This is a genomic window from Gemmatimonadaceae bacterium, assembly GCA_040882285.1.
In the GTDB taxonomy this organism is placed as follows: domain Bacteria; phylum Gemmatimonadota; class Gemmatimonadetes; order Gemmatimonadales; family Gemmatimonadaceae; genus JACDCY01.
Genome location: JBBEBQ010000018.1, coordinates 104,465 through 119,306, shown reverse-complemented (window position 1 = coordinate 119,306; position 14,842 = coordinate 104,465). Strand labels below are relative to the sequence as shown.

General features: G+C 67.0%; 10 protein-coding genes. 5 read left to right on the top strand and 5 right to left on the bottom strand.

All coding sequences use genetic code 11. The features are described from left to right. The first annotated feature begins 639 nt into the window (after window positions 1-639). The 5 genes from WEA80_09730 to WEA80_09710 all read left to right on the top strand — a co-directional run bounded on the left by WEA80_09730 (window position 640) and on the right by WEA80_09710 (window position 7,655). Window positions 640-1,377 carry a 4Fe-4S dicluster domain-containing protein gene (locus tag WEA80_09730; protein ID MEX1186856.1) on the top strand — a complete coding sequence of 246 codons (738 nt, stop codon included), beginning with the start codon at window positions 640-642 and terminating at the stop codon, window positions 1,375-1,377. Continuing rightward, the gene (nrfD, locus tag WEA80_09725) at window positions 1,374-4,394 is read left to right on the top strand and encodes an NrfD/PsrC family molybdoenzyme membrane anchor subunit (protein MEX1186855.1); all 3,021 of its coding nucleotides are present in this window, start codon (window positions 1,374-1,376) and stop codon (window positions 4,392-4,394) included. Before WEA80_09730 ends, nrfD begins: the two co-directional genes overlap by 4 nt. A gap of 43 nt (window positions 4,395-4,437) precedes the next feature. Next, a complete protein-coding gene (locus WEA80_09720; GenBank protein MEX1186854.1) occupies window positions 4,438-5,619 on the top strand; it encodes a hypothetical protein in 1,182 nt (393 codons plus the stop codon). A gap of 54 nt (window positions 5,620-5,673) precedes the next feature. After that, entirely contained in the window at window positions 5,674-6,069 is a 396-nt protein-coding gene (locus WEA80_09715) for a cytochrome c (protein MEX1186853.1), read from the top strand. Window positions 6,070-6,305: 236 nt separating this feature from the next. Continuing rightward, window positions 6,306-7,655, top strand: a complete 1,350-nt coding sequence (locus WEA80_09710) for a hypothetical protein (GenBank protein ID MEX1186852.1) — start codon at window positions 6,306-6,308, stop codon at window positions 7,653-7,655. 41 nt (window positions 7,656-7,696) lie between these two features. Here the strand turns inward: WEA80_09710 and WEA80_09705 are convergent, their stop codons facing one another. The 5 genes from WEA80_09705 to WEA80_09685 are packed head-to-tail and all read right to left on the bottom strand — an operon-like array spanning window position 7,697 to window position 14,780. Next, entirely contained in the window at window positions 7,697-8,143 is a 447-nt protein-coding gene (locus WEA80_09705) for a hypothetical protein (GenBank protein MEX1186851.1), read from the bottom strand. A gap of 27 nt (window positions 8,144-8,170) precedes the next feature. Beyond that, a complete protein-coding gene (locus tag WEA80_09700; GenBank protein MEX1186850.1) occupies window positions 8,171-9,649 on the bottom strand; it encodes a cytochrome c3 family protein in 1,479 nt (492 codons plus the stop codon). Next, the gene (locus tag WEA80_09695) at window positions 9,646-11,127 is read right to left on the bottom strand and encodes a hypothetical protein (GenBank protein ID MEX1186849.1); all 1,482 of its coding nucleotides are present in this window, start codon (window positions 11,125-11,127) and stop codon (window positions 9,646-9,648) included. Before WEA80_09695 ends, WEA80_09700 begins: the two co-directional genes overlap by 4 nt. Next, window positions 11,124-13,169: a hypothetical protein gene (locus tag WEA80_09690; GenBank protein ID MEX1186848.1), complete on the bottom strand. Its 2,046-nt coding sequence runs from the start codon at window positions 13,167-13,169 to the stop codon at window positions 11,124-11,126. Before WEA80_09690 ends, WEA80_09695 begins: the two co-directional genes overlap by 4 nt. 18 nt (window positions 13,170-13,187) lie before the next feature. Next, on the bottom strand, window positions 13,188-14,780 hold the full coding sequence (locus WEA80_09685) for a cytochrome c3 family protein (protein MEX1186847.1): 1,593 nt from the start codon (window positions 14,778-14,780) through the stop codon (window positions 13,188-13,190). Window positions 14,781-14,842: the final 62 nt, after the last annotated feature.

The window sequence follows — 14,842 nt, the reverse complement described above, 5'->3', positions numbered from 1 at the left end:
GTCGTGCCGCGGTAGTCGCGGCATCGTGCTGCACTGATCGCGACGCGACGGTGCGCCACGCCCTGTCACGGTGCGCCACGCCCTGTCACAGTGCGCCAGGCAATGTCCCAGCTGCGAGCGCCGCGCATGGCGGCGCGCGCTGGAGCGGGGACGCGATTTTGAGGCGCAACGCATTGTCCGGCCAGCGCTTGCGCCACGGCGCACAGGCGTGGCGACCAAGCTCGCACCGCGGCGCGGCACGTGCCTCTGGAGCCGCCGTGCGGGACCGCGCGTCCACGCGGAGCCGCGGAGCCGCGGAGCCGCGGAGCCGCGGATCATCGGGCGAACGGGCGGGCTCGGGGTCGATGCCGCCACGACTGCACGCTGGACAGAGGCGATCGCAAACCGATGACGATGCAGCGACGTGATTTCTTGCGGGCGGGCTTGGGGGCGGCGGGCGGGGTGGCGGCTGGTGTCGGGGCCACGAGCTTGTTGCAGTCCGGCCCCGCCGCGGACGGAGCCCTGAGTAACCCGGGCGCCAACAGACTCGCGCTCACGGCGGAGGGAGAGCTGGTGGCCGTGCTGGCGGGTTCGCCCGCGACCAGCCCCCCACCGCTCCCGGAGCAGGTAAGGAGAGGAGTTCCCGGACGTAAGTGGGTCATGGTGATCGACCTCGCGGCGTGCGATGGCTGCGGGAAGTGCGTAACGGCGTGCTCCGACGCGCATTTCGTCCCACCCGATCGCCAGTGGCTGCGGATCTTCCAGATGAAGGATTCCGAGAACGGCGCTCCCTACTGGTTCCCTCGCCCGTGTTTCCACTGTGACGACCCGCCGTGCACACGTGTGTGCCCGGTCAGCGCGACTTTCAAGCGGCAGGACGGGATCGTGCTGGTGGACTCCGAGCGGTGCATCGGTTGCCGGTTCTGCATGGCCGCCTGCCCCTACTCCGTGCGGACGTTCAACTGGGGCCGGCCCGACAATTCTCCCGCAGCCACCGCGCGCGGCTATTCCCCCGAGTGGGGCTACCCCCGGCGTGTAGGGACAACGGAGAAGTGCGATTTCTGCCCCGACATGGCACGCGAGGGAAAACTTCCGCATTGCGCGGGGGCGTGCCCCATGGGGGCGATCTGGTTCGGCGATGAGAACGAAGACGCTGTCTCCAACGGCCCTGATGAAGCCCATGCCGACAGCGGAGAGGGCGCAGAGGCGAACACCGAACAAGCGACACAAACCGTCAGGTTGTCGCAGCTACTTCGAGACAAGGGTGGGTACCGCTACCTCGAAGAGCTTGGAACGAAACCACGCGTCTATTACCTGCCGCCGGTAAATCGGCGCTACCCTGCCCCCGGCGAACCCGATGCCAAGCAGCGCCCCCATGCGCACGAAGCGCAGCGATGAGCCAGGTGATCCGAGCCACCTCGCACGGCACGCGGCGCGAAGACCACGACACTGCAGCCGTCGAATCCGATCTGCTGTCCACCCTCGACCCCTTGGGGCGCGGCGGGCGGCTCTGGATCGTGGGACTACTGGCTGTGATGTCGGTAGGCGCCACCGCGTGGATCATGCAACTCGTGAACGGGCTCCGCGTGACCGAGATGCGGAATTACGTCTCGTGGGGCACGTACATGGCCAACTTCGTCTTTTTCATCGGCATCAGCCATGCCGGCACACTCATCTCCGCGATCCTCAGGGTGACTGATGCCGGCTGGCGCCGGCCGATCACGCGCATGGCCGAGGCGATCACCGTCTTCGCTCTCATGGTCGGCGCACCGATGGTGTTGATCGACATGGGGCGCCCCGACCGGCTCCTGAACGTATTCATCCACGGCCGGCTGCAGTCGCCAATCCTGTGGGACGTGGTCTCGATCACCACGTACCTAACCGGAAGCATGTTGTACCTGTACGTGGCGATGATCCCGGACATGCCGATACTCGCGCGGCACGCCCGGGAGCGCGGGCGCTCTCCCAGACTCGTGCGATTCTATGAGGCGATGTCACTCGGGTATCGCGAGTCAGCGGAGCATCGCCGCCGCCTCGCGATAGCGCTCGGAGCGATGGCCGCAATCATTATTCCCGTCGCGATCTCCGTGCATACCGTCGTCTCCTGGGTCTTCGGGATGACGCTGCGTCCCGGATGGCACAGCACCATCTTCGGACCCTACTTCGTCGTCGGCGCGATCTTCTCCGGTACCGCCGCGATCATCACCGCAATGGTGATTTTCCGGCGGGCCTACCGGCTGGAGCGGTACCTGCTGCCCCTGCACTTCCGGAACCTGGGAAAGATCCTGCTGGTGCTCACGTTGCTGTATGCGTACTTCACGCTGAGCGAGTACCTGACGGCCTGGTACGGCGGGCTGGAGGCCGATAGGCGTCTCATGGAGCTGCTCGCCGGGCATACGGCGTACGGTCTTTCCTTCTGGCTGTGGGTCGTCATCGGACTGTTCGCTCCCATTGGATTCCTGCTCTTTCCGGGAAGACGTTCCATCAGTTCGATCGTGACGGCATCGGTTCTGGTGAACGTCGGAATGTGGGTGAAGCGCTACCTCATCGTCATTCCCACTCTGCAGACCCCGTTCATCCCCGCCGAGGCGGCGGGCGTCTCGACCTGGTACTTCCCGAGTCCCGTCGAGTGGGCGATTACGGCCGGCGCGTTCGCGGCGTTCCTGCTCCTGTTCACGCTGTTTTCCCGGCTGTTCCCCATCCTCTCGATCTGGGAGACGGCCGAGGATGTGGCCGAAACGAAGGCCCGTGCGATGGAGGCTCCTACCATGACGCGCCAGCAACCGGTGTCACCGCTACCTGCAACGCTATGGCTCGCACTTTTTGTCGCTGGCTGCACCCTGTTGACGCCTCTCTTCCCCACCAACTCAGCTCGGGCGCAGGGTGCCGCGCAGATTGAGGAAGGGCGCGCGGTCTATCGAAGGAACTGCCGCACTTGCCACGGCGCCACGGGCGAGCCCTCCGCGGAGACCAAAAGGAAGTACTCGACGATCCCGACTCTCAGCGACTCGGCGTTTCTAGCCGGCTTGTCCGATGACTCCATGTTGGTCGTCTTGCGCAACGGGAAAGGCAAAGACATGAAGTCGTGGAGTGACATTCTGACCGAAGCCGAGATGGCGGCGGTCGTGAGCTTCATCCGCACGCTGCCGCAGGCCCAGTCGAGAGATGCTGCCCCGGTTGCTGCGGAGCGCCCGCCGCGGAACATCGATTCGATACCACCCAGCCCGGCGGACACGTCGCGCGCCGCGCTTACCGCACCCACCTTGCCCGCCGCGCCTACACCCGCCGCGCCTACACCCGCCGCGCCTACACCCGCCACGCCTACACCCGCCACGCCTACACCCGCCGCGCCTACACCCGCCACGCCTACACCCGCCACGCCTACCACAGTTGTCGCGCCAACACTGGTGACCGGGGCCGAGCCAGGCCGCGATTGGGTCGCACCGGCACGCCAAGCACGGCGGACCAACCCGATACCCGAGAGTCCGGAGGTGGCCGCGCGCGGCCGGGAGATCTTCCGGCAAGAGTGCGCGTCCTGCCACGGCAGGCTGGGGCACGGCGACGGTCCGAGGGCAGCCAACCTGGATACGAAGGTCAGCAACCTTACGACGTCGGCCGTCCAGGCGCAGAGCGACGGTACGCTCTTCTGGAAGATCACCGAGGGACGCGGCGACATGCCGAGTACGCGAGCTGACCTCACCGATGAAGAGCGGTGGATCGTCGTCCATCACATGCGCAGTTTGGGGGGCCGACCGACGGGGCGCGCACCAGTCGGCGGGACGGGGGCGCACGCGCCCCCGGCGGCGTTGCCAGGCGCGCCGATCGCCGGCGAGCTCGGCACATCCACCGCGGCCTCGGCCGGGAGCTTGGGGCTGGCGGCGGGGGATGCGCGAATCGAACTGGGCAGAGCCACGGAAGGCGACGAGGAAATGCTCGTCGCGTCCGTGACGATAGGCGGACAGCCGGCCGCAGGGATCACGGTCGGTTTCTTCGCGCCTCGGCATTTCGGGTTACTCCCGCTCGGAGAGAGCGAAACGTTCGATGACGGAACCGCTGCCGTCTCGTTTCCGCTCACGCTCCCTGGCGATTTGCGCGGCGACGTACGATTTCGCGTCGCCTTGCTCGCACCGGATGCGGTGAAGGGAGCCCAGGCCGAAGCTGTACTCTCGGGCAGCGTACCGTTACGGCAGGAAATCAGTGTTTTCCCGCGCGCGCTCTGGTCCACACGCGCACCCATCGGACTACTAGCAGGCATCACCCTGCTCCTGCTCTGCGTGTGGAGCACCTATGCGTTCACTGTTTGGCAACTGCTCAAGCTGCGTGGTCTCGCAGCTGATCGGCACACGCCGGCTGGCGACCTGGCACGCGGGTGGCCCAACACCGCCGCCCGTTGGCCGGCTCGATCAAGAAAGTAGTACCCCGTAGCAAGAAGGAATTCTCTGACGTCAGGAGGCGTCGATGCGAGCCAAGATCATGCTGTTGGCGGCGTTGGTCGTAGGAGCGGTGGGTCTCGTGCCGAAGGAGGCTCAAGCCATCCCCGCGTTTGCCCGGAAGTACAACATGAACTGCTCCGGCTGCCATTCGCCGGCCGTGCCGCGGCTTAACGCGAAAGGGTTCGCGTTCAAATGGGCCGGGTTCCGGATGCCCGAAGAAATCGGAGAAAACCAGGAAGTGAGAAACGTCTCCCAATACCTGGCGACCCGTTTCCGTTTCCGGTACGTGTACGCAAAGACCGAGACAGAGTCGGCCTCGACCAACGCGTTCCGGTTCGTCGACGCAACCCTCTTTGCCGCCGGGTCGCTGGGCAAGAACTACGGCGTCTTCGTCGAGGTGGAGCATGAAGCGGATGAGACCGGTGTCATGGCGGCCATGCAGGGCGTCTGGGGACGCGAGTCGAGGTACTGGGGCGCTCGCGTTGGGCAGATGCACTGGCTGATCAGCGGCGGCGTGGCCGGATTCGACCGCCCGACCGGGATCAACAGGCCGACGCCCGTCGGGAACGCCACCACGAAGGCGGTTCCGTTCCGGTTGTCGAGGGATCAGCTGGGCGTGGAGACATTCTTCGTGCTTGGCAAGAACCGGCTGTCGTTCGAGGTGCTGAATGGCGTCAACCCGGAGGGGAACGGAATGGAGGGCGCTTCCCCCTCGACGAAGGATTTCGCGGTGATCGAGCAGTTCGTCTATGACGATGCGGGCTCCGGGATCGGCGCGGCGGTCTACTCCGGCGCGGTCGCGGATCTCGACCCCGATGTAACCGGCACGGCGCACTACACGCGGCTGGCGCTCACGGCCAACAAGATCTTCAAGACCGTCGAGCTGCTCGGCGGCTACGTCTACAGCAGAGACAGAGATCTCCCCGTCAGCGTCTCCCCTTCGTCGTCGATGACCGGATCGGCCTACTGGGTGTACGGCGGATATACGTTCCCGAACTCACTGACGCTGTTCGGGCGCTACGAGTTCCTCGATACGAACAAGGATGTCGCGGACCAGGGCAACGAGCGATTCGTCCTCGGGAGCGTGCTGCCGGTAAGCCTGCCCGAGTACCTGCGGCTCGGCGCCGAGTACACGCTCGACATTCCGCGCCCGCCGGGCGCGCTGAAGAAGACCGGTTTCGCGCTGGAGGTCATGCTCAACTTCTAGCCGGCGGGGGCCCGAGGACCAGTCGACAACCAATTCAGCAGACAGGAAGGACTTATGCGAAGGCGTATTCTCTCGTTCTGCGTCCTGGGAGGCGCCGTCCTGATCGGGGCGGCGCGAACCCCGGCGCGCGCGGTGGCCTCGTTCGACGCGGCGCTCATGCCCATACTCACGCTGGACGAGGATGGGCAGATGCTCTACCGGAGAAACTGCCGGACGTGTCACGGCGCCGCCGGCGAGCCGTCCGCGGAGACCAGAAGGAAGTACCCGACCATCAAGGTGCTCAACGATTCGGCGTTCCTCGCCGGCCTGTCCGACGACTCCATCCTCGTGGTACTGCGCAACGGGAAGGGCAAGGACATGAAGTCCTGGAGTGACGTCCTGACGGAGGAAGAGATGGCGGCGGTCGTGCAGTATGTGCGCACGCTGCCGGGGGCTCGGGCGCCGGGCTAGTTCCACCGGTGTTACCCCGTATTACGCGGTACGCGGTCGTTAACAGAGCCGGCTCCCGACACATCGGGAGCCCGTTCTCGTTATCCGCAGCCGGTTTATCCTGGGTCTCGGCCTGCCGCGTCCACCGCGGCACGGCGACGGCGATCAGGGTGCCGGATCCCCACCACCGCTCAGCGCCACCGGGACGCTTCCCGTAATTTCCGTTTGGCGGCCCGCCCTTCCGGGAGGATTGACACATGCAGGCGCACTGTCTTTGCGACATCTCCGGTCGCCAATGGATTCGCGCTGTGGTCGCGGCGGGCCTTGCGATCATCCCCGCTGCGCGCGCGGCCGCGCCCGCCGACATGCATCAGGCCTTCGGGCAAAGACCCACCACCGGGTACGCGTTTCCCGCATTCTCGCGCCAGACCGGTCTGGCTTGCTCCTCGTGCCACTTCCAGAAGTATCCCGCACTCACCCCGTTTGGCCGGGGATTCAAAGCGGCGGGCTTTACCAAGATGGGCCCCCAGGAGACGGTCAACGGTGAGCGACTGTCGCTGCCGTCGGCTCTGAACGCCAGCATCTTCCTGAAGATCCTCTACCAGAAAACCAACGGTACCGACGCTCCTGGAGAACGCACGACCAACGCGGGCGAGCTCCAGTTCCCTGACGAGTTCGCGCTGCTGCTGGGCGGGCGCGTGAGCGAACATGCCGGCTTCGTGGTCGAAGGCCAGCTGGCCAACGGCTCGGCGCCTTTTGTTGCCGCCTTCAAGCTGCCCTTCACCTTCAGGTTGGGTAGCAGCATCCGGGCCAATGTCATTCCCTTCAGCACCGATGCACTGGGCGTCGCCTACGGCTTCGAGCTGCTCAACACCGGCGCTGTGCGCAACGTCCGCGTCAACGAGAATCGCACCGCGGTTTCGGCGCAGCAGTACATCGGCACCGCGACGGCGGCCGAGGGCGTCGCCTTCGTGCTCGTCGACCCTAAGTGGTTCGTCAACGTGACCACTTGGTCACCCAACCATTTCGCCTTCGCCGAAGGGGTGGCAAACGGCGCGCCCACCGCGCTGTATCTGCGCGCGGCATTCACTCCGACCGTGGGCAACTGGGATCTGGGCATCGGAATTCAATCGTGGAGCGGTTCCGCGGCGACGGCCAATGAGGCTGGAACTGGAGTGGACAATTTCGCAACCAGTGCCTTCGCGGTTGATGCTCAGGCCCAAGGCGCGGTGAGGGGATTGCCGCTCGGGCTTTATTTCACTCACGGCAAGTCCGGCGCGAGCGCCCGGGGCGCAGACCAGAACCTGTTCAACTCGATGGCGAGAGACCGTTCTGCCTCGACGGTGACGGCCGAGCTTGGCGTCAGGAAGAATCCGCGCCTGACGGTGCTGGGCGCGTATCGCAGCGCGGACACCGGCCGCGCTGCAGCGAACAGCGGCGACGACGCAATCACCTTCGGCGTGAATTGGATGGTCGCGCAGAATGTCGGCTTGCACTGGACATTCACCAAGTTCAGCGGCAGTGCTTATGCCGCGGGACAAGAGCCGATGAATCCCGGCGGTGGCGGCAACACGTTGCAGACGTTCCTGCTGTCCGCCGGGTTTTGATCGAGTAGGGCTGGTACGACCGACCCACCGGCAGCCATTCCCTACTGCTTCACCCCCGACGGAGGCGGCATCGTAACGCCGGCGTGAACGTCCGCCAGCGCGGAGTCCGTTACCCCTGCCCCCGCGGCGGACCCATTCAGCGCGCGCAGCTGCGCGGTAGCGCTGTCCGCGAGCCGGGAGTCTTTCGTCACGGTGGCCACCATGAGCATGCCAAACAGTGGCGCCTCCGCCGAGGGGGCCAGGGACGCGGCGCGGCGATACTGCGCGAGCGCGAGGGCGTAGGACTTCGCGCTGTACAGCGTGTTGCCGCTGTCGAGCGCGACCTTGGCTTCACCGGTGATGGTGGGAACGGTCCCGTGCGGTGAAAGGCCAGGCGACGTCGCCTGGTCGAGCGGAATCATCGGCGCTTCATCCTTGCCGCTACAACCGAGAACGAGCAGGGCGGCGAACAGCGGAAGCGTGAAGCGTCGTACAGGTGAATCAAGCATGGTCGAATAATCTCCGTTGGGTTGAAGCTAGCGTGCGGTCGGGATCGCGGTACCGTGACACGCGATGCACAGCGATGGGTTCTTCGACCGCATCCGGGCGGCGTTGAAGCCGGGGCCGTGCGGGTTGAAGCGGAAGCCGCCGCCCACGGCCGAATGGCACGCGGTGCAATCGCGCTCCGCGTGACACGAGGCGCACGACTCGAGACTCTGTCGCGCGGCCTGGCCGTGGCCGAAGGTGAAGCCGCGGAAGGCGTCGTGATATCCGGTCGCGCCGATTCGCCGCGTCGCGACTACACCAGCCTGCTGGTGACAGCTCTGGCAGAATTGCGCGGGGTTGTGGCAGTCGCTGCAACTGGCCGCGCGTGAGTAGGCCGCGCTGGGATGACGGGTGATGAAGGATGCCGGGTGATAGCGCGCCTGCGGGCCGACGTCCGGACGGTGACAGGTGAGGCACATCGAGCGAACGTGACACGTCTGGCACGTGCGCGGCCGCGCGCTCGCTTCGGGTCCGTGCTTCTCCCTGAAATCCCGCGTGTGGCTTGGCGGCGGCTCGCGCACGAGCTGCGCGCCGGCCGCGCGATTCGGCCCCGCGGTTGGGAGCGTCGCTACCGCGCTGGGCGCGCCACTCGCGTGGCAGGTCATGCAGCTCTCGCGGGTGTGGCACGTGGCGCACGACGCCGTTCCCCGCTCCGCATCGCGCCCGTGCGTGCGAAGGAAATCCGGCCGCGAATGGCTGGCCGGAACCGGCTGCAACAACGCGAACACCGGCGATCTGTCGTCCAGCTCCAGCGCCGTGATCACGGGCGACTCGGCCGCGTTGACGTGACAGGAGATGCACAGGTTCCGCGCGTGACAGGTGGCGCAGCTCGCCGCGATGCCTACGCGGCCTCCGCCCTGCGTCGCCTTCGCGAGCTTGCCGTGCCCGCCCAGGCGGAAATCGGGCGCATCGTGCGAGCGTGGCTTGGGGAAGCCGGCGATCTCCGCGGCCGTCACGCCCGGCGCGTCGGTCAGTGGCACGTGGCACTTGGCGCAAGCGGCGGGAGGGTTGTCCACATGCGGCTCGGTAAGTCCGTGGCATGCCAGGCACCGGCGGGACGATGCGTGCCGCACGGCCATGCGCGGCTCCCCTTCCCGCGTGTGACATTCGGAACAGTTTCGAATCAGCGTGCTGTCGGCCGGGTCGCGCGCGGTGACCGCGCGGTGATGCGCATCGTGGGTGAATCGCACGTTGCTGCCGCGCGGCCCGGCGGGCGGCTGCCAGGATACTCGCTGTTCGACTACACCGTCATGGCACGACGCGCAGCCAGCCGGATTGGGGAGCATGGCCTGTCCCGGCTCGACCACGCCGGCGTGACATGTTGTGCACAACGGAAAGAGGTTCGCGTGCTTCGTGTGCGGGAACCGCTCCTGCGGCTGTGAATCGCCGAAAGGCGCGGCGACGAGCGCGCCGCCGGCAAGCACGGCGAGCGCCAGCGCGGCCAGCCATCTCCGGCTCAGCGGCCTCATCGCGCGAGCGGCCTCGCGCGAGGCAGCGGCGTGCGGTCGGCGCCCGATCCGAACGCGACGCTCACGCCGCCACGCAGCCGGAACTGCGCGAGCGAGGAAGCTCCGGCGTCGGGTCTGTCGCGCTCGTCACTGACGCGCGCGACATCCGCCCACACGCGCTGCCGGCCGCTACTCTGCCATTCCGCGCGCGCGCCGAGCCACCGGCTCGTCGCGTCGTAATATCGCAGCTCGAGCGGACGCGCCAGCGCGCCGCCGTACACATCGAACGAGAAGCCCGCGCCGGGGGTGAATGTCACGGACGCATCCGCGAAGCGCGCGGAAGCACCCGGCCCGTACTCGAGACCGTAGTTGGCATCGAGCATCCAGCGCGCATTCAGCGTCGCTGTCGCGCCCGACGTCATCCGCCAGCCGCGATCCTCGAGATCAGGGACGAGCGCGGTGGAGACCTCCGCGTCCTGGTACCGGTATCGCTCGCCGCGAGCATGCAGCGACAGCCATCCGGTCGGACGGACCTCGGCGGACGCGTTCACAGCCGAGTATGGCACCGGGCTGAACGCGCCCCACAGCGTCCACAGACTGAAGTAAGGCCGGTACCGCCGCGCTCCAGCCGACACCGAGTAGCGCGGACGCAGATACGTGAGCGTCAGATCGGCGTTTCCCAGGCGGCCCTCGGCGATGTTGTAGTCGAGCCCACCGGTCGCCAGAAACGATCGCGCGCGGCCATGGAACGACACGCCGCTGCGCTCGGACACGAAGTTATTGTCCTCGGGATCGATCTCCCGCCGATATTCGGCGCGCACGTCCACGCCGCGGTACAGCCACGCGGCTTCCGCTCCCGCGACGATCTGTCGATCGCGCGGCCGCCACTCGTCGAGCGGGTTGAGCGCAGGATTGGACGCGGCTACGACCGCCGCCTGGCCGAGCCCCCAGCCGCCGTAGCCGGTGAGCTCGACGGAGTACTTGTCGAGGCGGGCGTTGAGCCAGATACCGTCGTATCCCATCGGCTCGAGCCGCGACGTGAGGAGCTGCCTCCCCGCCCGGGCAATGTAGCTGGAGCGACGATAATCGAGATAGCCCTCGATGAGCTGCACGGAAGGCTCGGTCCCGGGCCAGACGTCGTCCCCGCCGAGATCTCCCACGACGCGGCCGGTCGCGTGCAGCGCGAGCCCTTCGAAGCCCAGACCCCACATCGCAAGACTCGCCGAGATCGTAGCGGGAACGCCGCGCAGCTCGGGACCGGGACGGAAGAAATAGCAGTACGCGCCGCCGCCGCACCGTACCGCGAAGCCGTCAGGAGTCTCGAGCCCCCCGTTGGCGCTTGGCACCGCGTCGCCCGCGGGAATGCTGTCGGCGACGAGCCCGCGAAAGGACACGGCCTGCGCCCGCGCGTCCAGCCGGACGCGATAGTCCTGCGCGACCGCGGGGGCGGACCACACCGCGAGCGCGCACGCGGCGATCAGCGCGCGCGACACGCTCATCCCGCCGGTCGCGTGCTGAGCTTCGGACGGTAGGCGGCTGGTTCAGCGAGGAAGTGACAGACGCTGCATTCCTTCTGGACGTAATGGTCCTGCGCCTGCTCCGTGTGACAGGTGCCGCAGAAGCTCCGCGTCGGCGTCAGCCGCGCGATCGTCGTCGCCGTATGGCACGCGTCGCAGCGCTGATGGGCGATCTCCAGCGTCTGATGCGACGGCCCCGGGTCCACCGCCGAATGGCAGGTAGCGCAGGTGCGGCCGGCCGCGTGGTGCTCGGAGTGGCAGTCCTTGCACTGCGCCTTGTCGCGCCCCGGCGCGAGGGTCACGGGCGTGGTATGACAGTCGACGCACGCGCTTGAACGATGGGGTGAGTGCAGGAAATCCACCGGCCGCGCGCGCGGCTGGTGCGCGGGCACGGCGACGGTCACGCTCACGGTCCTGGGAGCGCTGTATTCCGCCGTGCGGTGGCAGGAAGCGCAGCGCGCCTGCTCCGGTGCCTGGTGATGGCAAATCGCGCAGCCGCGGGGAGGCGTGAAGGTCAGCCGGCCGTGGCCGGAGCCGGTCTCATGACATACGAGGCACGCGAGTTTCGTGTGCCTCGAATGCGGAAAGCCGTCGGCCGCGGCGGGCGACCCCGCCGCGCTCAGAGGCACAGGCGGAGCGGGGTTCTCCGACCTGAGCCGCAAGATCCGGCGGGGCCACGGCGGATCTGTCTTCCCGGCGCGTGGCGGCGCCGTTCCCCCGGGCCAGACGCGCTGCTCCACCGCGCTGCTGACGACTCCGCCATGTGGTTGCGGCGAAACCGGCGCGGCCGAGCGCCGCAGCGCGGCGGAAGTGTCGAAAGGCAGCGGCGGCCTCCGCTGGCTGCGCTGGCGCACGCTCAGGTGGCAACCCTCGCAATTGCTGGCATCTACTTTCGATCGATGCGGTATGTGGCAGGTGAGACACTGCGCGGCGACCTGCCGGTGATTCGCGCCCACGTGAAATGGCTCGTCGCGCCAGTTCGAGTGGCATCCCGCGCTGGCGCACGTCTCTCTGGCGGCCTCGGGCGTTTTCTGCTCGTGCGGGTTGTGACAGGTGCCGCACTTCCCGCCGTGCGGGTCGCGATCCTCGTCGAAATCCGCGAGCAGCCGCCGCATCTCGTGGCAGCCGAGACACTGCGCCCTGCCCGGGACGAGCGTGCCGCGCGCCGAGTCGGTGGTCGCGAGCGCGGGCACGTCGGTCGTGAATTGATGGCAGGTCGTGCAATGCCGCACCGTCTGGTCGGCCATCTTGCCGAGCACTATGTCGGTGTCCTTCGTCTCGTGACACCCACTCTGGCCGCACGTCTCCTTCACCGGCCGGAAGCGGTGCACCTCGACGCCATGGCAGGTCACGCACTGCATGTCCTTCAGCGCGGTGGAATCCGACTCGAGATGGACGCGATGGCCGGCCGTGGCCGCGACGTGCTGCCACCGCGCGGTGTCCGCGGTCACGTGGCACGTGGCGCACACGTCGTTCGGAACCTTCGCGTGCTCGCCGATATCCTCCGGCCGCTCCTTGATCCACACGTATATCTGCCGGAGGCTGGCGGATATCGGTTGCTCGTGACAGTCGTGACAGGACAGCTCCGCGTGCTTGTTCTCATCGGCGGAGAACCGCTGGAACGCCGGGTTCATCACATGACAGCCGATGCAGAAGTCGTTCGAGTGCTGCGTGTAGTTCCACGTCGCGGCGCCCACGCTGCCCGCGATCACGACAACGAGAATAGCCGCCGCCGCGACTGCCAGCTGCACGCCGCGGCTGCGTGACCCGAGCCAGTCGCGCAGAGGGCGGCGGCGGGTGAAGAGAAACCAGACCAGCGCCGCCCCGAGCGCAGCGGCGAGAATCACGCCGCCGACCTGCACCCATGGCGGGACGGTGTTCAGGAGGAACCGGACGACCTGCGCGACGCCGCCCGGCAGCGGCGACTCGACCAGGACCGAGTCAGCCGGGGGGACCTCCGTTTGCTGAAGCGCCGCCGCCGAGTACAAACCTCGCGCGGCGGCGCTGAGCTCAGTGCCGATCATTTGAAAAAGAGGATCGTCTTACCTTCCCGGCGTCCTGCGAGAAAGCTGCACCGCCTGGAGAAATTCTGGGTCATTGATCCGGTTGAGGCTGCGCTGCTCGGCGAGGGACGGCCCGGGCAGCGAGTAGTACGATCGTACGTAGTTGATAGTGGCGATGAGCAAGGCCCGACACAAGAAGGGATTGTGCACGCCTTTCGAGTTGTCGCTGTTCGACTGGTCGTACTCGCCGCACAACCGGGCGTTGAATTCGGCTCCTTCGGCCGGCGTGGTCATGTTATCGGTGTTGCTCCACTCGCCCGGGCGCGTCGCCTTCAACGTTGCCAGCATGCCGGCGTCCCTGGGGGTGGCCTCGAGGTAATGGCTGTGGTCCAGATCCGCCCAGAGCTGGTCCGTGAAGGACTTCATAAGCGCGCGGGAGTCATTGAAGATGTTCGCGGCTACCTCAGCGCTCCCGTGACATCCGGAGGCCGTGCAGCTCTGCCACGTTCGGGCCGTCGAGGTATATGCGCAGGTCTTGTCGGCCGTCGGCTTGCCGGTCGCGTCGAGACAGGGAACCGGGCGCATCAGGTGACCGGTCGATTGGAAGGCGAACGCTCCCGTCGCCTTGTCGGTGACGGTGAAGCTGTTGACATGGCAGCCGGCGCACAGTCTCGGATTCTTGGTCGTAGCGTGCGACCCGAAGATCCGCGCCGTGTCGTACTGGAACCCCGGGGGACGCCAGCCGGCAAAGCCGAGCAGCATGGCGCCTTGCGGGGCGTGTGGTCGCGTTGCGGCGTAACCAGTCAGCTCCGGCACGGCGACCCGCAGGTGACAGCGCATGCAGAGGTTCAACTCGGGATCCGCCGCGCTGATCGAAAACCGCAGCTGCTTCGTATTGGCCGAGCCGTGCGGGTCGTGGCAGACGGCGCAGGTCGTAGGCTGATACGCTGTTGCGACATCCTTTTCCACATAGTTGCCGTCTTCGCCGAACCGCGCCAGCGCGCCGCGTCCGTCATGACAGCCCAGGCAGCTTTCCCTGGATGCGCGCGAAGGGTCGACAAAGGCGTGTCGCGATTCCTTCCATTCCTCCGCGAACGGCTGGTGTACTCCGGAGTGGCAGTCGCCGCAGTTGCCGCTGCCTGTCATGCTCAGCTTCGCGAGCGGCCGTACGAGCGTTCCCTGGCTCACGCCTTCGACGTGCTGCAGGCCGGGGCCATGGCAGCTCTCGCACTGAACGTCGTTGTACGTGTCCACCTTCACCTTGTCGTATCCGGCGGTGGTTCCACCAACGACGTTCCCCTTGCCGGTGACCGTGTGGCAGCTGTAGCAGAAATCCTGCTTCGCCGAAGAAGCCTCGAGCGTGGCGTGCGCACTCGCGTGCGCGGTCGTAACCCAGCTCGCCTGGAAACCGGAGTGACAGTTGCCACACGTCGTCTGCTTCGTGTCGGCATCGTAGTAGCCGAGGAAGCCGGATGCGGCATCGGGCGGCGGATTGAACGGCGCCCGGTCGCGGAAGACCACGTTGTCGCCGGAGCAGCCGGCGGCCGCGAGGACGATGACAGCCGCGGCGAGCGAAGGAACAGAGGGAATGCGCGTGAGCGTCGATCGAAGATTGCGCACCAAGTGACTCATCACCAAGACCCCCGAGAAGGCACTCCAGTTGGACTACCCATAGAACGACTCAAAGATGGATA